The sequence below is a fragment of the Henriciella algicola genome (assembly GCF_003576245.1).
GTDB classification, from domain to species: Bacteria; Pseudomonadota; Alphaproteobacteria; order Caulobacterales; family Hyphomonadaceae; genus Henriciella; species Henriciella algicola.
In genome coordinates this window covers 1,245,125-1,266,650 of sequence record NZ_QWGA01000003.1, presented here as the reverse complement: position 1 = coordinate 1,266,650, position 21,526 = coordinate 1,245,125, and the positions used below count along the sequence as shown (strand labels likewise).

Sequence of the window (21,526 nt, the reverse complement as noted above, 5' to 3'; positions counted from 1 at the left end):
TCCGTACAATTCCTATCTATAAGAGCAGACAACGAGCAAAGGAGGCACAAATGGCCGCCGAAACGATTACAGACGACAATTTCGAAGACGCCGTAGCCGGTGACAAGCCGGTCGTGGTCGACTTCTGGGCCGAGTGGTGCGGACCGTGTAAGCAGATGTCCCCCCACCTCGAAGCCGTGGCTGAGGAAATGGCCGACAAGGTGAAAGTCGCCAAGATCAATGTCGACGAAAACCCCGTCGCCGCCTCCAAATTCGGCGTGCGCGGCCTGCCAACCCTGATGATGTTCAAGGACGGCAAAGTCACCGCCACCCATCTCGGCGCGATGTCCAAACAACGCATCGCCGAATGGATCAAGGAAAGCGCGTAAACGCGCGCGGACCTGCCAGACAAGGAAAAGCCCGCCCGGCCAAACCGCGGCGGGCTTTTTCTTGTCTTCCCCTCTCCCTTGGGAGAGGGGTCAGGGGTGAGGGCGCCTAAGCAAGTGGCTGTCCCGACCTTCCATCAATCGCCAACGCCCCAGCCCCCCATGGTAAGCGAAACCTCAACCGCCATGGGTCCCGGATATTCGCTGAAGCGAATTCCGGGATGACGGCACAGGTAAGCGTGGCCGCTCAGGCCGAACCCTCCCCACACGTCACCCATGGACGAAGCCCCGCTTGCCCCCTACGCCTTCCTCAACGAAAAACGTCACGGAGGAGACCCGCCCATGGAGCCGTACCAGCCGCTTTCCCGCTCGATCAAAGGCAAGACCGCCCTCATCACCGGCGCCGCCTCCGGCATGGGCCGGGCCACTGCCCACCTCTTCGCCCATGAAGGCGCGAATGTCGCTGTGACTGACCTCAAGCAGGACGCCGTCGACAAGGTCGTGGAAGAGATCAAGGCCGCCGGCTTCGAGAACGTCAAAGGCTGGGCCATGGATGTCGGGGACGGCGAGGCGATCAAGCGCGTCGTGAAGGAAGCGGCCGAGCATTTCGGCGGCCTCGAAATCCTCGTTAACAATGCAGGTTTCGCCATCCCAGCCAATGTCGCCGAAGAAAGCTATGAGGACAGCTGGGGCCCCAGCATCAATGTTATGCTGACCAGCCATCAGCGCGCCATCCGCGCGGCCCTGCCCTATATGCGCAAGGCAAAGTTCGGCCGCATCGTGAATGTCGCCTCCACCGAAGGCCTCGGCGCAACCCCCGGTAACTCACCCTATGTCGCTGCCAAGCATGGCGTCATCGGCCTGACGCGCGGTCTCGCCTGCGACCTCGGCCGTGAGGAAGACATGGACATCACCGTCAACTGCATCTGCCCCGGCCCCATCCGCACCGGCATCACCGCTGGCATCTCCGAAGAGCACAAGACCATCTACGCTAAGCGCCGCGTGCCGCTGCGCCGTTACGGCATCCCCGAAGAAGTCGCCAATATGACGCTTTCAGTCGTGCTGCCAGCCGCAAGCTTCCTCAACGGCGTCCACATCCCGGTCGACGGCGGCCTGACGATCAAGAATGCTTGAGGGATAAGCGCCCACATCCCGAAGATGCCTGCGAAGGCAGGTATCCAGAGTGCTCATTCCCAATGAGGCACTTGCTTAAGAGCTCATTCCATGGACCCCTGTCCCTCATGGTGAGCATGCCGAACCACACAGGGCTCTGCGGCAGGGCGTCACAAGCCTCGAAACACTAAAACCGACTCCCCGAAAATGCCTGCGAAGGCAGGCATCCAAGGTGGCCCCTTCAACCCAAGCGCTTGCCTTCAAGTTACATCCATGGATACCTGCCTGCGCAGGTATCGACGGCGGCAGGATGAGACAGAATGAAACCATTCTACGTCTACATCCTCGCCAGCCAGAAAAACGGCACGCTCTATACCGGCAGCACCGACGACATCTCGAAACGCGTCTGGGAGCATAAACAAGGTCAAGGCGCCGCCTTTACCCGCAAATACGCCGTCCACCGCCTCGTCTGGCTTGAACCCCACGATTCACGCGACAGCGCCAAGACGCGCGAATACCAGATCAAGGCATGGAAACGCGCCTGGAAGATCAAGCTGATCGAAACCGAAAACCCCGACTGGCTCGACCTCTACCTCAAACTCAACCACTGAACCCGCTCCGAAGCCCCGCCCTCCCGAAGATACCTGCAAAGGCAGGTATCCAGAGTGCTCCAGCCGAGCCAGTTCACATTCTCAAAAGCCCCATCATGGACCCCTGCCTGCGCAGGGGTCTCCGGAAAGGAACCGAAAACCTCAAAGAACCAGAAACCACCCTCCCGAAAATGCCTGCGAAGGCAGGCATCCATGGTGCGTGGCCAGCGTCGATAGCCCACCAAGAGTAGCCACACTTTCCTACCCCAAACCACCCTGCCCTATCCTCCTTCGCATGACCCAGCTCACCGGTTTCATCGAGGAAGGCTTTTCCACTGTCCGCGCCGCGGTCGTGGAGGTGATGGACCGGTTGAGCGTGGATTTCAGGCCAGAGGTGACGCAGGCGCTCGCGCGCTATGCCCGTAGGCAGATCAGATTTATTGAGATCCTGCTGCGCCGCCTGATCCTGCTTCTTGCTTCAGAAGTCGAGCTGGCCCCGCCCGCGAAAGCACCTTCCACCCCAAAGGTGCGCGGGCCCCAAAACGCTAGAACCAGAGCAGGCGCCTTCAACCTCCTGCCAAAGATTGGCCAGGCCGGAACACCGCTTGAGCGGCTTCGCGCGCTGCACACGGCCCCCGCACGCAGAAACACCGCCAGTGCACCACTGCTGCACCGTCTGGGTACACTCCTGCTCCACCTTGAGAACCCGATGCCGCTCGCCCGGCGCATGGCGCGCATCCTTGACCGCCTCAAAACCGAAGGTGAGCCGCGCCCTGTCATCCTGCCGCTGGCCGGCCAGCATCGCGCCGCCCCGCAGCTTGCCCTCCTCACAACCAGCCTCATGCTGCACGGCAATGACGTGCTGCGCGACTGGTTCGATACGAGCTAGAAGGGGGACATTCGGGGCCACATCCCACAGATCCGGCGGGTCTGTGGCCGCACGCGCAGGTTTTTTTTGCCGCTTCATCCTTCGACAGGCTCAGGATGAGGACCCTTGGGAGGAAAGTATATCTCGCAACGAACCTCACCCTGAGCCTGTCGAAGGGCGAGGTTCAGAGCGAAACCTAGTCAGGCAGCTCATCATTCAGGGCCAGCACCTTGCCCGCCAGATAGAGCGAACCGCAGATCAGGATACGCTCAGCGCCCGCCGCGCGGGCCGCTTCCATGGCCGCGCGGAAGCTCTGATGGGCCTCGGCGCCAGCGCCCGCCTCGCGGGCTGCACTGGCGAGCTCGTCTGGCGTGAAACTGTTCTCATTATTGTCGATGGGGCAGGTAAAGACGCGAAGGCCGGGCCGGTTGAGGGCGGCGAAAAATCCGCGCGCATCCTTGTTGGCCAGCATGGCCGAGACGAGCATGGTCCGCTTGGCAGGCTCTTCGCTGTCTAGCGTGTCGAGCACGGCAGAAAGCGCCCGTCCCGCATGGGGATTATGCCCCCCGTCGAGCCAGACCGGCTTCTCACCGGCCAGTGCGGTGACGGGGCCGGTCGAGAGCCGCTGCATTCGGGCAGGCCAGCGGGCGGAGGCGGCGCCCCTGGCGATGGCGTCCGGGGTAATGCCCTGAATATTCGCCGCTTTCAGCGCCTTGGCGGCGAGGGCAGCATTGGAAAACTGGTGCTCTCCCCAGAGGCCCAGCGGTGGCTGGATAAGGGCGAGATCATCGGGGGTGAGGAAGTCGATCTCGTTGCCAGTGCGGGCGGCTTCGGCCTCCAGCGCGGCTTTCGCCTCTTCGTTCTGGATGGCGGAAACGGCCGGGCAACCGGGCTTCAGAATGCCGGCCTTGTCGGTCGCGATCTTGGTTATCGTATTGCCGAGAAAGGCCTGATGATCAAGGTCGATGGGGCAGAAAACACTACAGGCGGCGGCCTGAATGACATTGGAGGCATCATACCGCCCGCCAAGGCCAACCTCGAGAATGAGGAGGTCAGCCGGGGTCTCATGGAAGGCGAGGAAGCTGGCCGCCTGCGCCGCCTCGAAATGGGTGATCTGGCGATGGCCCTTGAGGGCGGATTCGACCCGTTCGAGGCAGGAAACGAGGTAGTCATCCTCGATCAGCTTGCCCGCGAGCCGGATCCGCTCATTGAAGCGAACAAGATGCGGCGAGGTGGAGGTATGGACGGAAAGGCCCGCCGCTTCTGCCATGGCGCGGATGAAGGCCGTGGTGGAGCCTTTGCCATTCGTGCCGCCGACATGGATGACGGGGGGAAGATCTAGATGCGGATTGCCAAGCTCCTCCAGCACGACCAGAAGCCGGTCGAGCGCGAGGATGCGGTCTTTGGGATTGTAGCGTTCGAACCGTTTGAGCGCCGTTTCGACGCCAAGCTGGGCGTCGATCAAGCTTTCTTGCCCTTGGACTTGTCCTTGGAGTCCGGTGCCGGGACGTCGGCCAACGGCGCCTTGAGCGGCCCGATCGGCGTCTCGTCCGTCGCGCGTTTCGGCATCAGGTGGGCGAGAAGACGCCCGACTGTTGCTTTCAGCTCGCGGCGGTCACTGACGATATCGACCTGGCCCTTCTGGCGCAAGAATTCAGAGCGCTGGAAGCCGTCCGGCAGTTTCTCGCGGATGGTCTGCTCGATCACGCGCGGGCCGGAGAACGCAATCATGGCGCCCGGCTCAGCGATATGAACGTCGCCAAGCATCGCATAGGAGGCCGAAACACCGCCCGAAGTCGGGTCGGTCAGGACAACGATATAGGGAAGACCAGCTTCGCGAACTTCATCGATGGCGAGCGTCGTGCGCGGCATCTGCATGAGGGAAAGTGTCCCTTCCTGCATGCGCGCACCGCCAGAAGCGGTACAGACGATGAAAGCGGCCTTGCGGGCAACGGCAAGCTGGGCTGCCGCGATAAAGGCTTCACCGGCTGCCATGCCGAGCGAGCCGCCCATGAAGGCAAAGTCCTGTACGAGAACGACGGCGGGCTTGCCCTTGATACGTCCGAAGGCGGCCGCCATGCAGTCTTCCTGCGAGATTGGCGGGCTCGCGTCCGGGCTTTCTTCCTTCTCGCGGGCGGCCAGCTTGGACTTGGCGGCCTTCAGGCGGGACGGGTAAGGCTTGTCATCGCGGAATTTGAGCGGGTCCTGCGGAACAGGCGGAAGCTGCACCGGCTCCCAGCGCTCATTGTCGAAGAAGAGACGGAAACGGCGGCGCGGCGAAATGCGAAGATGCGCGCCTGCCGGGGTGACATACCAGCTCTCTTCCAGGTCGGAGCGATAGACGAGCTCACCGGATTTGGGGCATTTGACCCAGAGATTATCGGGCGTGTCCTTCTTCGAAGACAGGAAAGTCTTCAAACCGGGCGTTCTGAAATTGGTGAGCCAGTTCATGTCAGAGTCACTCCTAAACTGTACTGCCTAGTTTCGCCGTGTATCGGCGAGGGCGCCAGACAGTTCTGCTGCCAGCGCGCCGATCTTGGATGGGATTTCGTCCGGCGTGCCCGCTTCCAGAGATGTTCGTACATGATCCACGAATGCGGACCCGACGACAACCCCATCTGCAATAGCGGCCATGGCGGCGGCTTGTTCCCCCGTTCGTACGCCGAATCCGACGCAGACAGGGAGGCCCGAAACGCGCCGGGCACGCTCCACGCCTTCACGAATATCTTCCGGATCGGCAGAGCCGGACCCGGTCACGCCGGCAACGGCGACATAGTAGAGAAAGCCCGAAGCGCCCTCAGCGACCTTTGCAATGCGCTTGTCGGTCGTGGTCGGCGTGGCCAGCCGGATGACAGAAATCTCATGGCGCGCATAGGCTTCGCGCAGCTCATGATCTTCCTCGGGCGGCAGGTCGACGAGGATCGTGCCATCGATCCCGGCATCGGCGGCCGCATCTGCAAAAGCGCCATAACCAAGGTGGAAGACCGGGTTGGCATAGCCCATCAGGATGAGCGGCGTGTCCTTGTCGTCTTCGCGAAAGCGTTTTGCCAGCGCCAGAACGTCGGTAAGCTTCGTGCCGGCTTTCAGGCTGCGCTGGCCAGCGCGCTGGATCGCCGGGCCATCTGCCATCGGGTCAGTGAAAGGTGCGCCAAGCTCAATGATGTCGGCGCCATTGTCGCGCAGGGCGCAAAGCGCCTTGTAGCTAGTCTCAAGGTCGGGGTCGCCCGCCATGATATAGCTGACCAGTGCGGCGCGGCCTTCGGCGCGAACCTTGTCGAACCGTGCAGTAATTCGGGATGTCGGCATTAGCGGGAAGGCGCTTCCGTATTTTCTTCAAGCCACGCTGCATACTCACCCAGCGCATGAGTGCAAGGCCAGGCTACCATAGCTGGTATGTCGTAGGGGTGGAGGCTCGTTACGAGGGTTTCCAGCGCTTCCCAGCAGCCTTCGACCGATTTCAGCCAGAGAATGTGCTCGAATGCCTGCTCTACAACGCCTTTCCAGAGATAGGTAGAAGAGACCGGGCCTTCGATATTGCCACAAGCGGCTAGCCGCATTTCAACGGCCGCATCGGCGATCTGCTGGGCAACGTCCTGCGAGGGGCAGGTGATCCGTATGAGGAGCGCTTTGGTCATCGCCTAGATCTCCATGCCGAGATGCTCGGCGACAGAGAAGATGTCCTTATCGCCGCGCCCGCAGAGATTCATGATCAGTATCTGGTCCTTGTCCATTGTCTCGCAGACATCGCCCAGGCGGGCGATCGCGTGGGCAGGCTCCAGCGCGGGAATGATGCCTTCAAGCCGCGTGCAGAGCTGGAAGCCTTCGAGCGCTTCTTTGTCGGTACAGGTGAGGTATTCGGCCCGGCCCGTGTCGCGCAGGAAAGCGTGCTCCGGCCCGATGCCCGGATAGTCGAGACCGGCAGAAATCGAGTGCGCATCGATGATCTGGCCGTCATCGGTCTGCAGGAGATAGGTCTTGTTGCCGTGCAGGATGCCGGGTTTGCCGCCATTGAGGGCCGCGGCGTGCTGGCCAGTCTCAATGCCATGGCCGGAGGCTTCGACACCGATCAGGCGCACGCCTTCATCCTCGATGAAGGGGTGGAAGAGGCCGATCGCGTTCGAGCCGCCACCGATACAGGCCATGACTGCATCAGGCAGGCGGCCTTCGCGTTCCATCATCTGGCTCTTGGCTTCCTGACCGATGACCGACTGGAAGTCGCGCACCAGTTCCGGATAGGGATGCGGGCCCGCCGCAGTGCCGATCACGTAGAACGTGTCGTGCACATTGGTGACCCAGTCGCGCAGCGCCTCATTCATGGCGTCCTTGAGGGTACCGGTACCGGAAGACACAGGCACGATCTCGGCGCCCAGCATCTTCATACGGAAGACGTTCGGCTTTTGACGCTCAACATCGGTGGCGCCCATGAAGACGACGCATTTCAGGCCAAAACGCGCACAGACCGTCGCGGTCGCAACGCCGTGCTGGCCCGCGCCGGTCTCAGCGATGATGCGCTTCTTGCCCATCCGCATGGCGAGCAGGACCTGGCCGAGGCAGTTATTGATCTTGTGCGCGCCAGTATGATTGAGCTCGTCGCGTTTGAAATAGATTTTAGGCCCGCCAAAATGCTCGCTCATCCGCTCTGCATGATAGAGCGGAGACGGACGGCCGACATAGTTGCGCCAGAGGTCGTCTATCTGGGACAGGAAGGCAGGGTCCTTCTTGGCGGCGCGGTACTCATCCTCGAGCTCGAGGACGAGCGGCATCAGCGTTTCAGCGACGTAGCGCCCGCCAAATTCGCCGAAGCGGCCCTTCTCGTCGGGCCATTGTGCCCATGTGTTTGGCTTGTTCATGAGAGCCCTCATAATCTGCACTTTTCGCCGCCGCAATGAAGGTACGCACGAGGTCGGCATCCTTGATGCCGCGCTGGCGTTCAACGCCTGACGATACATCGACAGCGGATGCCCCGGTTGCCTTTATTGCGCCCGCTACATTGTGCGGGGTGAGGCCTCCGGCAAGGAGCCAAGGCTTCGAAGCTTCCCACCCCTCCAGAATGGACCAGTCAAAAGCGGCGCCGTGCCCGCCTGTCCGGGTCGCCCCCTCTGGCGGCTTGGCGTCAATCAGCAGCCGGTCTGCCGCCCGATAGCGATGGGCGGCGTCGTCAAGCTCCTCGCGCGACGAAACGCCAACCGCTTTCCAGACCTCAACGGATGAGGGCAGGCTGGCGCGTAGATTAGCGACAAATTCTGGCGACTCCTGTCCATGCAGCTGGAACACGTCTGGCATGACGGCGCCGCCCACACCGCGCAGGATGGCAGGCTCCGGGTCTGCCAAAAGAATGACCGACCGCACATTGTTGGTCGCGGCGGTCAGCATCAGATCCGTGATCTGATCGAACCGGGACGCCCCACTACCGAGCACGTTTCGCGGACTGGCAGACACAAGGACGAACCCGACCCAGTCAGCCCCTGCCTCCGCAGCGACCTTCACCATGTCGGCGTCCGAAATTCCGCAAATCTTGACCTCTGCCATGCCGCCTAGGTCAGCTTCGGACGCGCCGCTGTCAAGCGGACGCGCTTTGACCCGGCGTAACCTTACTGCGGAATGTTTACGAAAGCGCTCAAGCTTGCTGAATAGCGGCCGAAGGAGATTGCCATGCCCGCCACCTCGCTATTGTCCGATATCAAGATCGCCGACATGACCACGGTGATCTTTGGCCCTTATTGTACGCAGACGCTGGCGGACATGGGCGCTGATGTCGTGAAGCTTGAGCCTGATAGCGGGGACACGTTCCGCAATGTTGGCCGTTCGGCCAATACACGCGGCATGGGACCGTGCCACATGACGATCAATCGCGGCAAGCGTTCCGTCGTCTGGGACATGAAGTCTGATGAAGGCAAGGCAGCGATCAGGAAGCTGATTGAGGCGAGCGATGTATTCATCCACAATATCCGTCCCGATGCCGTCGCCCGGCTGGGCCTGACGTTTGAGGAAGTGAAGGCAATCCGGCCTGATATTGTTTACGTCCATTGTCTCGGCTTCGGCACTGAAGGCCCCTATGCGGGCAAGCCTGCCTATGATGACTTGATCCAGTCGCTGGCAGGCGCCTGCAACCTCTTGCCGCAAGTCGATGGGAATGAAGCGCCGCGCTTCCTGCCAACGGCCTTTGCCGACAAGGTATCTGGCCTGCATGCCATGTATGCGACGCTGGCGGCACTGCATCATCGCGCGCGGACGGGCGAGGCAGTCCATGTCGAAGTGCCGATGTTTGAGTGCATTTCGTCATTCCTGCTGGAAGAGCACTTCTATGAGGCCGCCTTCGACCCACCCGTCGGGCCCTACTATTACCAGCGCCAGATCGACCCCTCCCGCCAGCCGGTGCGCACGCAGAATGGCTGGATCACGATCGCCCCTTATGTCGACCATCGCTGGGTGACGCTGTTCGACGCCATTGGCCAACCGCAAGAGCTGGAAGACGAGCGGATCAATGATTATCGCGGCCGGTTCTTCAATCACGACTATCTGATGTCCCGCGTTCAGGCGCATTTCGTGAACTTTACGACCGAACAGTTGCTCGACATCCTCGGCAAGGCCGACGTTCCGGCCGCGCGCGTCAATGATATTTCAGACCTGCGCGAAGACCCACATCTGAAGGCGGTCGATTTCTTTACCCGGCGCGAACACCCAAGCGAAGGCGCCTATTGGGAGGTCAAGCCGCCCGTGCGCTTCGTGGGTCAGGCGGAGCGTGAAATCACGCCCGCGCCCCGCCTCGGCCAGCACACAGAAGACGTGCTGCGTGAGCTTGGGCTCGCGCCTGCAGATGACGATTAGGACGCTCGGCTACGCCCCTAATTGATGACCTGATTGGCTTCGACGATGCGGCGCCTGCGCGGCCCCCAGCGAAACTGCTCGGTCTCGCGCGTCATGCCGCGCGCACGTAGCGTTCCCCGGTCGCGGTAGAGTCCAAACCGTCGACGCGCGGCGACAGGCTTGCGGCTGGGCCCGTGGATGCCAACAATGGTGACGTCGAACTCCAGCGGATTGTCGCGGTCATGCCCGCCGGTATCGACGTCGCCGTGCTCAACTGAGAAGCGCTCAAGCAATTCATCAAATGAGCCAAGCTCCAGCGCCTCGCCATGTGAGAGCGGGGTCTGGAAAGACCGGGTGTGATTGTCTGCGGCTGGCTCTGTTATGTCGCTAAGAAGGTCCTCGCCGTCCTTTTTGATGCGCGCTGTCAGGTTCTGGATGTGAAAGCTGCCTTCACTCATATTCGAGATGAAGCACCGCGCGGCGGCATCTGACTTCAGCGAAGAAGAGATAATCAGGCTGGAGCGGCGCTGGCGAACAATTCCGTTCAGCATGAGCTGAAGGTAAATCACCCACACCAGCACCATGATCACATTTGCAAGCGCACTGATGGCCGAGGAATTATTGCTGATGAAGTCCAACATCCCGGCGCGAACGCGAGATGGCCGGATGAGGTTTCAAAGCTTTTCAGTAGAAAAGGAAAGTGGCGGTGAGACAGGGATTCGAACCCTGGATACGGGGTTACCGTATACACGCGTTCCAGGCGTGCGCCTTCAACCACTCGGCCACCTCACCACAAGGGCGCGTCTATAGAGGAAGGTGCTAGGCAACCGCAAGCCCGTGATTGTTTCTGCGCTGCTGAATTCCCATATTGGGGGTGAGACATCGAAAGGACGAACCCCATGTTCTTTACCCGCAAGCCCGCTGAACTGCCCGCAAAGGGCGAGGCGCTGCCCGGCCGCGAGAAGGCCATACCGACATCCGACATCCATTTCGTGAACGGCAACGATATGAGTGCACCCGTCCCAGACGGGTTTGAGGAAATCGTCTTCGGCATGGGCTGTTTCTGGGGTGTGGAGCGTATTTTCTGGCAGATGGACGGCGTCTGGGTCACGCAGGCTGGCTATGCTGGCGGTGAGACGCCCAACCCGACCTATGAAGAAACCTGTTCAGGCAAGACGGGCCACACCGAAGTCGTGCGCGTCGTCTATGACCCTGCCAAGGTGACGGCGAGCGATCTCATCAAGGCCTTCTGGGAAAACCATGACCCGACGCAGGGCATGCGCCAGGGCAATGATATCGGCACGCAATACCGGTCTGCCATTTTCACCACGACCGAAGAGCAGGAAAAGATCGCAGCCGCGACGCGCGAAACCTTCCAGAAGGCACTCAAGGAGTCTGGCCGCGGCCAGATCACAACTGAAATCCGCCCGCTGGATGAGTTCTATCACGCTGAGGACTATCACCAGCAATATCTCGCCAAGAACCCCAATGGCTATTGCGGGATCGGTGGCACGGGCGTGTCCTGTCCGATGCCGACGGGTGTCAGCGCCTGATCTTTTTGCTAAGCGGGCCGGGTGAGCGATTTCCTGACCCGCTTTGCGCCATCTCCGACCGGAAGATTGCATCTTGGCCACGCGGCCTCTGCCTTTCATGTCTGGAAGGCAGCAGAGCGTGCGGGCGGAGACGTCCTGCTTCGCATCGAGGATATCGACCAGACGCGCTGCAGGCCGGAATTTACCGTCGGCATTCTGGAAGATCTGGCCTGGCTCGGCTTTGAATGGGCGGACACGCCGCGCATCCAGTCAGAGCATTTTCAGGATTATGACCGGGTTGTGGAGCGCCTGAGCGAGCTTGGTCTGACCTATCGCTGTTTCCGCACACGAACCGAAATGGCCGCAGAGGCCGAAGCGGCAGGCCTTGCCCCCGGCAGCCCCTTTACGGGCCAGCCCTTACCCGCCGAGCTTGAAGCCGAGCGCCTGTCACAGGAAGCGCCTTTTGCGTGGCGGCTGTCTCTCGATAAATGCCGCGACTATCTCGGGCCGGACTATGACCGGCTGAGCTTCGACGTCCGCGATCTCGATGGGCAGACGCGCATAGAAAAGGCCCGGCCAGACCTTCACGGCGACATCAACCTCACCCGCAAGGACGCGCCCACGGCCTATCATGTCGCGTGCACACATGATGATGCGCTGCAGGGGATTACCCATGTGATACGCGGCACCGACCTTGAGGATGCTGCCCATATTCATGTTTTGTTACAGACGCTTATGGGCTGGCCAACACCCATCTATACCCACCATCCGCTGATCCTCGGCCCGGATGGGCAGAAGCTGGCGAAACGCTTTGAATCACAAAGTCTTGCGAGTCTTCGCGAGGCGGGTTTAACGCCACGAGACGTTAAAAGGCTCGCAGGCGTTTGAGGCAGACAGTATGAGCGACACCGCAAACAGCCGCCCCTGGCTCGGCCCTCTCTTGCTGCTTCTGGGCGGGCTTTGCATCGGACTTGCGCCGATCGGCCTGCGCATGGGTCTTGATACGATGGGCCCGCAGGCCATCGCTTTCTGGCGCTATACGTTTGCCATCCCGATGCTGTTTGTCCTGCTGGTCGGCATCGAGCGGCGCATGCCGAAAAAGATCACACCGCTGATCATCCTCGCAGGTACGCTGTTCGCGCTTGATATCGCGCTGTGGCACTGGGCGCTGACAATGACCACGGTCGCGAACGCAACCTTTATCGTAAATATGGGCAATGTCTGTGTCGGCTTCGTCGCATGGCTGGTCCTGAAGGAGCGCCCAAAGCCGATCTGGTTCGTCGCGGTCGCTGTGGCGGTCGCTGGTGCAGCGGCCCTGTCGCAAGGCGGCGGCGCGAATGGTCAGGCCGATATTCGCGGTGACCTTCTGGCCGTTGGCGCAGCGATCATGGTTGCGGGCTACATGCTATTCTCGAAAATGTCCCGCAACACGCTTGGCGCGATGGATGTCATTTTCTGGCTGACCGTCACTGAGGCCGTCGTGGCCGGTCTGGTCGTGCTTGCGTCTGGCGAGTCTTTCCTGCCGGAAACGCCGCAGGGCTTCGCTGCCCCGCTCTTCCTCGCCCTCGTTGCACAAGTCGGCGGTCAGGGGCTGATTATTGCCGGGCTTGGCCGCACGCCAGCCGCCGTTGCCGGCATTATCGTTCTGATCCAGCCCGTCTTTGCCGCTGGCCTGTCCTGGCAGCTATTTGGTGAGTCGCTGACCATCCTGCAGGGCGGGGGCGCCGCCCTCATCCTGCTGGGCATCTGGCTGTCGCAAGGCGGGGTGAAGCGCCGCAGGCAGACTGCGTCAAAACCGTCACAAGCCGAAGTTACAAACCGCGCCTGACACAGGAGATTCCCGCAATGACGAAGTCCAATAACGGCGCCTTCCGCGCGCTCCTTCTTGCGATGACCAGCAGCGCGGCGCTCGCCGCTTGCGCAACCGCGCCAGCCGAAGTGGCCCCAGTTGATGCGGCCGTGCCGCCAATGGAGGAAGCGGAGGCTGAAATCACGACGGCGCTCACGCGCGCAGGCGTCACGCCGCAACAGGCCGGCGATGATTACTATGTGTCCGCTAAAGCCTCCGTTCAGGCGCGCGCAGGCGAGGATTTCGTGCCGCGTGCCAAGAATGTCATCCTGTTCGTCGGTGACGGTATGGGTGTGTCGACCATCACCGCTGGCCGGATCTATGCAGGCCAGCAAAAAGGCCTCGATGGTGAAAGCTACCGGCTCGCCATGGAAAGCCTGCCCTATTCGGCCTTCTCCAAGACCTATAGCCATGACGCACAGGTTGCCGACAGCGCATCGACGGCGACGGCGATGATGTCCGGCATCAAGACGCTGTCGCGCACGCTCGGGCTGCGGTCCGGCATCGCCTATGGCAATTGCGCGTCAGTGGGCGGGCAGGGCACCGATTCCATCTTCGAGATTGCGGAAGCGGCAGGCCTCGCGACCGGCATTGTGTCGACCGCCCGCATCACGCATGCAACGCCAGCAGCGACTTATGCCGAGAGTGCTGACCGCAACTGGGAAGACGACAATCAGCTCGGCGGCACCGATTGTAAGGACATCGCCCGCCAGCTGGTCGACTGGGACGCCGGTGACGGCTTCGAAGTTGTCCTGGGCGGTGGCCGCGGCGCCTTCTTCCCCGCCAGCGTGACAGACCCGGAAACCGGCGAAGCTGCAGGTCGCCGCGTCGATGAGGCCGACCTCACCGAAGTCTGGACCGCGAAGTCTGACGACCATGTCTACATCACAGATCAGGCCGGATTTGACGCGGTGGACTTTGCGAGCAGCACCCGCGTCCTCGGCCTGTTTGAACCATCGCACATGCAGTACGAACTCGACCGCGCCGAAGACCCGGCAGGTGAGCCGTCGCTGGCTGAACTGACCAGCGCCGCGATCACGCGCCTCTCCCAGGATGACGAAGGTTATGTACTGCTCGTTGAGGCCGGCCGCATCGATCACGCCCATCACGGCGTGAACGCGGCCCGCGCACTTGGCGACACGGCCGCTCTGGATGAGGCGGTTCGGGCGGCGCTCGACATGACCGATGCTGAAGACACGCTGATCATCGTGACCGCTGACCATTCCCACACGCTGACACTCGCTGGGTATCCGGCGCGCGGCAATCCGATCCTCGGCAAGGTGGCCTACGGGCCGGGCGGTCTTGCGCGCGCTGATGATGGCAAGCCGTACACCACGCTGGGCTATGCGAATGGCGAAACAGGTTGCCCCCCGGGCGAAGAGGACTGCGCACGCGCTGACCTTTCCGACGTTGATACGACCGCGAAGAATTTCCAGCAGCAAGCACTGGTGTTCCAGGGCTCCGAAACGCATGCGGGTGAGGATGTGCCTCTATACGCCAGCGGCCCGGGCGCAGAGCTATTCCGCGGCACGATCGAGCAGCACGAGATCTTCCATGTGATGGGACGCGCGAGCGGCCTCGTCACCTACGAAGACTGATCATCATTCCTGGCGGCGAGGCGGCGGATAACGTCCGCAATCTCGTCGCCATGATGGTGATGGGGCATGTGGCCTGTGTCAGGCAGTTTGACGAGTTCAAAGCCGCCGACCTGATGCTTGATCTTGCCTGCATGGAGCTTTGGATCGATCACAGTGTCCCTGGCGCCTGAAAAAAGCACGACCGGCATGCTGAGCTCGGGATAGCGGTCCTGCTGGGCTGCGAGTTCGTCCTGCAGCACATTCATGTCATCAGCATTCGCGCGGAAGCTTGGTGGGCGGAAAAGAAGGCCGACCGCGGCATCTGAATAATAGCCGTCCGGCGCATCTTTCGGATCGAACACGCCGTCGATGCCGCTTTTCACCATGGACGGTGCGACGAGCGGAACGAGCTGCGAGAAGATCGGCCCGATCACGGGCGGGCCTGCAATCTTGTTGTACCAGGTCTCGCCGCCCCCGCCCCAGTCATGCGTGACAGGTGCGAGAAGGACGACGCCGCTCACAAGATCCGGATTATCGAGCGCCAGCCGGAGCGCGACCGCGCCGCCATAGGAGTGGCCGACGATGACGGCTTTCTGCTCTGGCGCGAGCTGTCTGAGGACGCCCGCCATCTGCGCGGCTTGCACCTCGAGCGTTTCGGACGCTTCCGGACGGCCTGAATAGCCATGGCCGGGCCGGTCCGCCATCAGGACGCGGAAATCATCCTGCAAGAGCGGCGCGAGGGTGAAGGTGAACTCCCGTGCATTGGCCGAGGCCCCGTGGATCATCAGGACGGGCGGCGCGGACGCCTCGCCCGCTTCGATGACATGGACGGGCTTGCCGTTCACATCGACCATGCTCCCGATCGGCGGGTACTTCTCTTCGACATTGCTGGTGTAGACTGCGCTGTGGACGCAGGCGCCTATACCACTCAACGCGAGCAGCAGTGTGAGGCCGGTAAGAACGATCTTCAAAGCCCCTGACCGTTCTGCTCGCGCACAAGGCGCGATTCAGCGGCGCGCGCGACTTGAAGCGTTGGATAGATTTTCAGCGCCTCGCGGTAGGCTTCCAGTGCTTCATCCTTTGCGCCGAGCGTTTCGAGGATCCTGCCAAGCCCTGTCCACGCCCCGAAGTGACGCGGCTCCAGCCGGATCGCCTCGTTGAGGTCGCGCAGGGCTTCGGGGAAGTTCTCATCTACAAGAAACAGGGCGGCGCGCCGGGTATAGGCTTCGGCATAGGTTGGCTGGATGGCGATCACGCGGTCGAGAAGCTCATGCGCAAGTTCCAGATCACCGAGATTCTGGGCTTCCACGGCGCGCTGCATCACAAGATCTGCAGCGGCTGAGCCGCTTTCGAGCCAGGCTGCCCAGATATCCGTGGCGGTAGAGCTCGCTTCTTCCTCGCTGGGGGCGTTCTTCAGCTCGTCGAACATCTCGTCACTCGGCCCGTATTGCGGGCCGCTGGCGGTGATGACGCTGGCGATGAAGAGAGCCTTGAGCATGCCTATCAGTATGGTCCTGGATAAGGTCCCGGCAAGGCCCGATTGCGGCGATCAGGCGGCAGGGGCAAGCAGGCCTTCTTCCATGAGGGCCGCTTCGAGCGTCTTTGCATCGGTGAAGTGGTGACCGCGGAAGCCAAAGGCGCGGGCCGCCTCAATGTTCTTGAGGCTGTCGTCGATGAAGAAGACACTGTCCTTGGGCGGATGGCCAAGGCGCGCATGGGTCAGCTCATAGATCGCCGGATCGGGCTTGATGAGTTCTTCCTCGCCGGAAACGACAACGTCCCGGAAGAGCTTCAGCATGGGAAAGCGCTCAACTGTCTCCGGCCAGACCTCTGCGGACATGTTGGAGAGCGCGAAGAGCGGCACCTGCGCTTCTTCCAGCCGGGCGATGAGGGCAGGCACGCCGGTGACGTAGCCATCGAACATCTCGAACCAGCGCCCATGCCAGGCGTCGATTTCATCTGAAAAGTGGGGGTGGTCCTGCTTCAGCAGGCGCGCGCCTTCTGCAAAGGTCCGGCCCCTGTCGTGCTCGACATGCCAGTCCATATTGCAAACATCACGGCAGAAGGCTTCAGCCTCTGCCTCGGTCGCGAAAATCTTGCGGTAGAGACGCAAGGGGAGCCATTCGATCACGACATTACCGAGATCGAACAGCACAATGCGGTCAGCACTGGCAGAAATATTTCCGCCGCGCGCTGATGCCGTCATCTTCTGCTTAGCCCTGCTTTGCTTTAAAGCGTGGGTCTGTTTTGTTGATGACGTATGTCCGGCCCTTGCGGCGAACAACCTTGCAATCGCGATGGCGGTTTCTCAAGGATTTCAGTGAAGACTTAACTTTCATGGGATTGGCCCGGCGATCTTTGAAAACTCGTAAGGGGCGCCAGATACAGAATGGACTATGTAGAGTCAACGCCGCTCACACACCGCGACGGTAAAAGGAAGACACCACTTATGACGCGCAAGAATCTGGTCCTTCTCCGTTGGACCACCGCCGCCAGTTTCGCCGCCCTGATCAGCGCCTGCGCTGCCACGCCAGAGCCTGCGCCGCAATCAAATGCGCCGACCCCGCCCTCGCAGAAGCCACATGTAGAGGCGACGACCACGACGAGCCCGAGTATCGCGGCGCCAGAAACCGCACCTGTGACGCGCACCTCCAGCGCCTCTCCGGGTGATCCGCGCGGTACGCCGGGTGCCCCGCCTTTTTCTGGCCCCGTTGGACCGTTCGAGCCGACCGGAAATACCGAGATGGATGCCTGGCGCCAGGACTTCGTCTCTCGCGCTACGGCACGCGGCACCAATCCGGCGCTGCTCTATGCGCTGCTGAAGGATATCCGCCCGCTCGACATCTATCTCGGTGAGAACAACCAGTCCGAGGTTGCCAATCAGGCAGAGTTTGCCAAGGCGATCTGGGAGTATCTGCGCACGGCCGTTACCGACAACCGGTTCGAAACCGGCCAGCAGAAGCTCGCTGAGCTTGCGCCCGTCTTTGACCGTATTGAAGCGACCTACGGCGTGAACCGTGAAGTGGTAAGCGCCATCTGGGCGATGGAAACGAATTTCGGCGGCTATATGGGCAATTACAGCGCCGCCAATACGCTCGCCAACATGGCCGTTGAGGGCCGCCGCCGCAGCTTTGCCGAAGGAGAGATCCTGGCTCTCGTCGAGATCGTCGAGAAAGGCTATGCGCGCCTCGACCAGCTGGGCTCCGGCTGGGCTGGCGCCATGGGTCACACCCAGTTCATGCCGTCGACCTATCTTGCCTATGCGCAGGACTATGATGGCGACGGCCTCGCCAATGTCTGGTCCTCGTCACCGGACGCGCTGGCGTCTGCTGCCCACTATCTCTCGGCATCCGGCTACCGTTTCGATCAGCCATGGGGCGTCGAAGTGCTCGCGCCGCAGGGTTTTGACTGGTCGATGGCCGACGGCAATGACCGGCGCCTGTCTTCGTGGAAGTCTGCAGGCCTGTCCCCGATCCGGGGCGGCGGCTTTGGCGTCGATGACAGCGACTATGCGGAGCTATGGCTGCCAGCAGGTGCCACGGGTCCGAAATACCTGCTGTTCCGCAACTTCGATGTCTTCAAGACCTATAACCGGTCAAACAGCTATGCCTTCGCGGTTGGCCTGCTCGCAGACGGCCTTGCTGACCAGTACGGCCCGGTCGCGTCCTGGCCTACGGATATCCAGCGCCTGACCTTCGATGAAGTGAAGCAGCTCCAGACCGCGCTCAACCAGCTTGGCTACAATGCGGGCGGCGTGGACGGCATTGTCGGGTCTGGCACGCGCGGCGCACTGCGCCAGTTCCAGCAGGCAAACGGGCTGGTCGCGGACGGCTATCCGTCCCGCCCGGCGCTGAATGAGGTGCTGGCACGCCTGCGCAGCTAAAATCTAGTCGTAGATTTCCGGCTGATCGTCATCGTCCTGATAGACCTGATTGGCCGGAAAGACGCGGCGGGCAAAGATCGCCATCAGGACGAGCACGACGCCCGCGCCGATGAAAGGCGCGCTCTGGTGGACGTTTTCATACATCCATGGGCCGAAGAACGGGCTGACGATGAAGCCGGTGCCGTTGGCCGAGATGACGAGGCCCGCGACATTGCCCTGAAGGCTGGAGCCGACAGAGAGCGACGCGCCGCTTGAGAAACCGGGGCGCGCAAGGCCCTGACCGATGCCGACAAAGAATTGCGCCAAAACGAGTACCGCGAACTCATTGGTTGGCACGATGAGGAAGGCGCCGACAGACAGCGTCAGCGCGCCCGTCACCATCAGCGTGCGATTGGTCATCTTGAGGCGCGGAATGATGACGAGCTGCGAGATGAGCGTACCGGCCGCACCGACCGTGTAAGCCGGACCAGTGAACTGCATCGCTTCGGCCCCGTCGACGCCGATCTTGTCCATGATGGCGAAAGCGAAGGTCTGCGTCAGGACGCCTGTGACGACGGACAGGCCGACGGCGAAGATGAGATAGGGCATGACGCGCGGATCACGCCACAGACCGTCGCCTTCCTTCTTGCCGGTCGATTTGAGGCCCGCTTCCTTTCGCGGCGCGGTCTTTTCCGGCAGGCGCGTATAGATGAGAAAAGAGAGGACGGCGGCCGCTGCGCTGATCATGAAGACGGGGGTGAGAAGGCCGAACACAGCGCCCGCCGCCGCCGCAAAGGCCGGGCCTGCCACCGCGCCAAAGCTGAAACCCGAGGTCAGCGAAGCGATTTCCTCAGTGCGTTTGTCGCGGCTGGTACGGTCCGCAATATAGGCCTGCGCCGCCGGGTTCGTCCCTGAACCGAACAGGCCGAACAGGGTCCGCGAGGCGAGCAGACAGATAAAGATGACGAGCGAGCTTTGCAGGTAGCCCGCCATGGCGAGCGCCGCGCTGGTGCCAAAAAGCAGCATCGAGACCGAAAAGCCGAGCATGCCGAGAGCAGCGACAGGACGCCTGCCCCAGTCATTGCTCTTTCGGCCCCAGAAGGACGAAGTGATCGCCCAGAGCGCGGCGGACAGCGAGAAGATCGCGCCCGCCATCCAGTCCGGCAGCCCAAGGTCGCGCGAGAGCGGCGGCAGGATTGCGCTGACCAGCATCGTATTGCCCGCCCCGACCGCCAGAAGCGCGAAGAAAAGCAGCCGGAACGCGCCGCGGCGGTCCGGCCGGTCACGTCCAAGCTGGGGTGGAGGCGTGTCGGTCATGACTTCTCTTCGACCCGACCGCTGCAAATTACAAGCGCCCCGTCGCGTCATGAGGCGAGCGCTCTCATTCGGAAACCTTATTTAAAGCCTGTTGCGATAGGCATGGGTCTGAACCCGCCCGCGGAGACCCGTGAATGTTTCAACTTGTCGGCCTGATCCTGGTCACAGCCCTGATCGCAGGGGCGCTTCTCTTTACGGGAAGCCCTGCCCTGTTCAGCGCCCTGCCGTTTGAACTGGCCCTGATTGGTGGGGCCGGTCTTGGCACGCTTGTGATCGGCAATTCGCCGAGGGTCGCAGGTGCAGCCCTCGCCGGCATGGTGAAATCCATGCGCGGCGCGAAGTGGAAGAAATCTGACTATGCAGACCTGCTGAGCGGTCTTGGTGACCTGATGCGCCGGGCCCGCCGGGGCGGCATGATCGCCATCGAAGCGGACATCGAGACGCCTGAAAGCTCCGCTCTGTTCGCGAATCGCCCGCGCCTGCTCGCTGATCGCACGGCGACATCGATGATCACGGACAGTTTGCGCATCCACGCCCTCAATCCGGGTGGCAAGTCGCCTGTCGCGGCGCATCTCGAAGACGCGGTTGCCTCTGCAGCGCAGACCCGCCACCGCGCCGTTGCGGCGCTGAACTCGCTTGCAGATGCCCTGCCCGCGCTCGGTATTGTGGCGGCCGTCCTCGGCATCATAAAGACGATGAGCCTGATCGATCAGTCACCGGATGTTCTAGGGCCCATGATCGCGACAGCCCTTCTCGGCACATTCCTCGGCGTCTTCCTTGCCTATGGTATGGTGGGCCCGATTGCAGCCCGCTTCGGGCAGGTCGTGGACGAGGAAATGCAGTTTCTGGAGACAATCCGCACGGTCATCACGGCCTGGCATGACGGCGTCGCACCGGCGACCGCCATTGAGCTTGCTCGCGCAGGACTGCCCGTACATCTGCGCCCCTCCGTGGAGGAAGTGGACGCCCCGGTCTCGAACGTCGAAGCCTTCCCCGCGCAGCGCCGAAACAACCGCGCGGCCTGAAACCATCAACGACTAAATTCATGCGCTGACTCGCAATAGTGCACGGTCACCCCTAATTTCTCGCCTGATGAGAAAGCACTGGGAGGGCCTCACGTGTCGCGTTTCGACGAATTGAAGGCCATCGCAAAGACCTATCAGGATCTTGCGGCCGAAAATTATGCACGCGTGCGCCAGCTCGCAGAGGAAGTCCGTTCGGGCTTCTGCGACTATCTCGACGCCTCGGATGGCGTCTGCGTCCAGCTTGTCCCGCCTGTCGGTAATTTCGAGCCAAAGCCCTATGGCGATCAGGCCTTTTCCGTGCCGCCGCGCGGGTTCAGGCCGCTTGGCCCCATATCCTTCGGTCTCGCTGTGCGCGTTACTGGCGGCACTGACTGGATTCGCATCACGACCCAGTGCCAGAAGATCGGTGACCGGTTTGTACTGGACATTCAGGGCGGAGAGTCATTTACCTTGGCCCTCCCGCTTGCAGAAGAGGACTCTACGCGTCTCTTTGATTATCTCTTCAATCATCTGAAAAACTGGTTTCAGGAAAAGATTGATCATTACGAGGCCGGCGAATACGGCACGCGCGAAATCGGCTTCGATATCTCCCGCGAAGATACCGTCGCTGACGTCTGAAAC

The 21,526-nt window shown here is 61.7% G+C and carries 24 protein-coding genes and 1 tRNA gene; 12 read left to right on the top strand and 13 right to left on the bottom strand.

Annotation, left to right across the window (positions count from 1 at the left end; translation table 11 throughout):
• Window positions 1–14: 14 nt before the first annotated feature.
• The 4 genes from trxA (at window position 15) to D1222_RS06730 (ending at window position 2,957) form a co-directional block, all read left to right on the top strand.
• Window positions 15–368, top strand: coding sequence for a thioredoxin (trxA, locus tag D1222_RS06745; protein ID WP_267896085.1), 354 nt, complete (start codon window positions 15–17; stop codon window positions 366–368).
• Between the two features lie 339 nt (window positions 369–707).
• Window positions 708–1,499, top strand: coding sequence for an SDR family NAD(P)-dependent oxidoreductase (locus tag D1222_RS06740; protein ID WP_119453421.1), 792 nt, complete (start codon window positions 708–710; stop codon window positions 1,497–1,499).
• 299 nt (window positions 1,500–1,798) lie between these two features.
• Window positions 1,799–2,089: a GIY-YIG nuclease family protein gene (locus tag D1222_RS06735; protein ID WP_119453420.1), complete on the top strand. Its 291-nt coding sequence runs from the start codon at window positions 1,799–1,801 to the stop codon at window positions 2,087–2,089.
• Window positions 2,090–2,363: 274 nt separating this feature from the next.
• Window positions 2,364–2,957, top strand: coding sequence for a hypothetical protein (locus D1222_RS06730; protein ID WP_119453419.1), 594 nt, complete (start codon window positions 2,364–2,366; stop codon window positions 2,955–2,957).
• Between the two features lie 175 nt (window positions 2,958–3,132).
• On the opposite strand, the gene D1222_RS06725 is transcribed toward D1222_RS06730, so the two are convergent.
• The 6 genes from D1222_RS06725 to D1222_RS06700 are packed head-to-tail and all read right to left on the bottom strand — an operon-like array spanning window position 3,133 to window position 8,465.
• Entirely contained in the window at window positions 3,133–4,401 is a 1,269-nt protein-coding gene (locus tag D1222_RS06725) for a bifunctional folylpolyglutamate synthase/dihydrofolate synthase (RefSeq protein ID WP_119453418.1), read from the bottom strand.
• Complete coding sequence (locus D1222_RS06720) at window positions 4,398–5,387, bottom strand: acetyl-CoA carboxylase carboxyltransferase subunit beta (protein ID WP_119453417.1); 990 nt, start codon at window positions 5,385–5,387, stop codon at window positions 4,398–4,400. The genes D1222_RS06725 and D1222_RS06720 overlap by 4 nt, the downstream gene beginning before the upstream one ends.
• Before the next feature lie 27 nt (window positions 5,388–5,414).
• The gene (gene trpA / locus D1222_RS06715) at window positions 5,415–6,242 is read right to left on the bottom strand and encodes a tryptophan synthase subunit alpha (protein WP_119453416.1); all 828 of its coding nucleotides are present in this window, start codon (window positions 6,240–6,242) and stop codon (window positions 5,415–5,417) included.
• A complete protein-coding gene (cutA, locus tag D1222_RS06710) occupies window positions 6,242–6,571 on the bottom strand; it encodes a divalent-cation tolerance protein CutA (protein WP_119453415.1) in 330 nt (109 codons plus the stop codon). Before cutA ends, trpA begins: the two co-directional genes overlap by 1 nt.
• 3 nt (window positions 6,572–6,574) lie before the next feature.
• Window positions 6,575–7,786, bottom strand: a complete 1,212-nt coding sequence (gene trpB, locus D1222_RS06705) for a tryptophan synthase subunit beta (RefSeq protein WP_182481882.1) — start codon at window positions 7,784–7,786, stop codon at window positions 6,575–6,577.
• Window positions 7,707–8,465 (bottom strand): phosphoribosylanthranilate isomerase, encoded by a 759-nt coding sequence (locus D1222_RS06700; protein WP_119453413.1) that lies wholly within the window; start codon window positions 8,463–8,465, stop codon window positions 7,707–7,709. Before D1222_RS06700 ends, trpB begins: the two co-directional genes overlap by 80 nt.
• Window positions 8,466–8,588: 123 nt before the next feature.
• Here D1222_RS06700 and D1222_RS06695 point away from each other — a divergent pair, with 123 nt between their 5' ends.
• Window positions 8,589–9,764 carry a CaiB/BaiF CoA transferase family protein gene (locus D1222_RS06695; protein ID WP_119453412.1) on the top strand — a complete coding sequence of 392 codons (1,176 nt, stop codon included), beginning with the start codon at window positions 8,589–8,591 and terminating at the stop codon, window positions 9,762–9,764.
• Between the two features lie 17 nt (window positions 9,765–9,781).
• Here D1222_RS06695 and D1222_RS06690 read toward each other — a convergent pair whose 3' ends face one another.
• Together D1222_RS06690 and D1222_RS06685 are read right to left on the bottom strand one after the other, a co-directional pair.
• The gene (locus D1222_RS06690) at window positions 9,782–10,384 is read right to left on the bottom strand and encodes a hypothetical protein (RefSeq protein ID WP_119453411.1); all 603 of its coding nucleotides are present in this window, start codon (window positions 10,382–10,384) and stop codon (window positions 9,782–9,784) included.
• A gap of 60 nt (window positions 10,385–10,444) precedes the next feature.
• A tRNA-Ser gene (locus D1222_RS06685) sits at window positions 10,445–10,535 on the bottom strand.
• Window positions 10,536–10,642: 107 nt separating this feature from the next.
• Here D1222_RS06685 and msrA point away from each other — a divergent pair.
• Genes msrA through D1222_RS06665 form a run of 4 tightly spaced genes read left to right on the top strand, consistent with a single transcriptional unit; the run spans window position 10,643 to window position 14,722 of the window.
• Window positions 10,643–11,296, top strand: coding sequence for a peptide-methionine (S)-S-oxide reductase MsrA (gene msrA, locus D1222_RS06680; RefSeq protein WP_119453410.1), 654 nt, complete (start codon window positions 10,643–10,645; stop codon window positions 11,294–11,296).
• A 21-nt stretch (window positions 11,297–11,317) separates the two neighbouring features.
• The gene (gluQRS, locus tag D1222_RS06675; RefSeq protein ID WP_119453409.1) at window positions 11,318–12,163 is read left to right on the top strand and encodes a tRNA glutamyl-Q(34) synthetase GluQRS; all 846 of its coding nucleotides are present in this window, start codon (window positions 11,318–11,320) and stop codon (window positions 12,161–12,163) included.
• Window positions 12,164–12,173: 10 nt separating this feature from the next.
• Window positions 12,174–13,103: a DMT family transporter gene (locus D1222_RS06670; RefSeq protein WP_119453408.1), complete on the top strand. Its 930-nt coding sequence runs from the start codon at window positions 12,174–12,176 to the stop codon at window positions 13,101–13,103.
• Window positions 13,104–13,120: 17 nt separating this feature from the next.
• A complete protein-coding gene (locus tag D1222_RS06665) occupies window positions 13,121–14,722 on the top strand; it encodes an alkaline phosphatase (protein ID WP_119453407.1) in 1,602 nt (533 codons plus the stop codon).
• Here the strand turns inward: D1222_RS06665 and D1222_RS06660 are convergent.
• The 4 genes from D1222_RS06660 to ykgO are packed head-to-tail and all read right to left on the bottom strand — an operon-like array spanning window position 14,710 to window position 17,040.
• Window positions 14,710–15,672 (bottom strand): alpha/beta fold hydrolase, encoded by a 963-nt coding sequence (locus tag D1222_RS06660; protein ID WP_119453406.1) that lies wholly within the window; start codon window positions 15,670–15,672, stop codon window positions 14,710–14,712. The two genes, D1222_RS06665 and D1222_RS06660, sit on opposite strands and share 13 nt — an antisense overlap.
• Window positions 15,669–16,199, bottom strand: a complete 531-nt coding sequence (locus tag D1222_RS06655) for a tetratricopeptide repeat protein (RefSeq protein ID WP_119453405.1) — start codon at window positions 16,197–16,199, stop codon at window positions 15,669–15,671. Before D1222_RS06655 ends, D1222_RS06660 begins: the two co-directional genes overlap by 4 nt.
• A 51-nt stretch (window positions 16,200–16,250) precedes the next feature.
• Window positions 16,251–16,907, bottom strand: a complete 657-nt coding sequence (locus D1222_RS06650) for an HAD family hydrolase (RefSeq protein WP_119453404.1) — start codon at window positions 16,905–16,907, stop codon at window positions 16,251–16,253.
• A 7-nt stretch (window positions 16,908–16,914) separates the two neighbouring features.
• On the bottom strand, window positions 16,915–17,040 hold the full coding sequence (gene ykgO / locus D1222_RS06645; RefSeq protein WP_119379210.1) for a type B 50S ribosomal protein L36: 126 nt from the start codon (window positions 17,038–17,040) through the stop codon (window positions 16,915–16,917).
• A gap of 110 nt (window positions 17,041–17,150) precedes the next feature.
• On the opposite strand from ykgO, the gene D1222_RS06640 reads away from it, so the two are divergent.
• Window positions 17,151–18,584: a lytic murein transglycosylase gene (locus D1222_RS06640; RefSeq protein WP_233348538.1), complete on the top strand. Its 1,434-nt coding sequence runs from the start codon at window positions 17,151–17,153 to the stop codon at window positions 18,582–18,584.
• A 3-nt stretch (window positions 18,585–18,587) separates the two neighbouring features.
• On the opposite strand, the gene D1222_RS06635 is transcribed toward D1222_RS06640, so the two are convergent.
• On the bottom strand, window positions 18,588–19,880 hold the full coding sequence (locus tag D1222_RS06635; protein ID WP_119453402.1) for an MFS transporter: 1,293 nt from the start codon (window positions 19,878–19,880) through the stop codon (window positions 18,588–18,590).
• A 134-nt stretch (window positions 19,881–20,014) separates the two neighbouring features.
• Between D1222_RS06635 and D1222_RS06630 the strand changes: the two genes are divergently transcribed.
• Together D1222_RS06630 and D1222_RS06625 are read left to right on the top strand one after the other, a co-directional pair.
• A complete protein-coding gene (locus D1222_RS06630; RefSeq protein ID WP_119453401.1) occupies window positions 20,015–20,905 on the top strand; it encodes a motility-associated protein in 891 nt (296 codons plus the stop codon).
• A gap of 93 nt (window positions 20,906–20,998) precedes the next feature.
• The gene (locus D1222_RS06625; protein WP_119453400.1) at window positions 20,999–21,523 is read left to right on the top strand and encodes a hypothetical protein; all 525 of its coding nucleotides are present in this window, start codon (window positions 20,999–21,001) and stop codon (window positions 21,521–21,523) included.
• The last annotated feature ends 3 nt before the right edge of the window (window positions 21,524–21,526 follow it).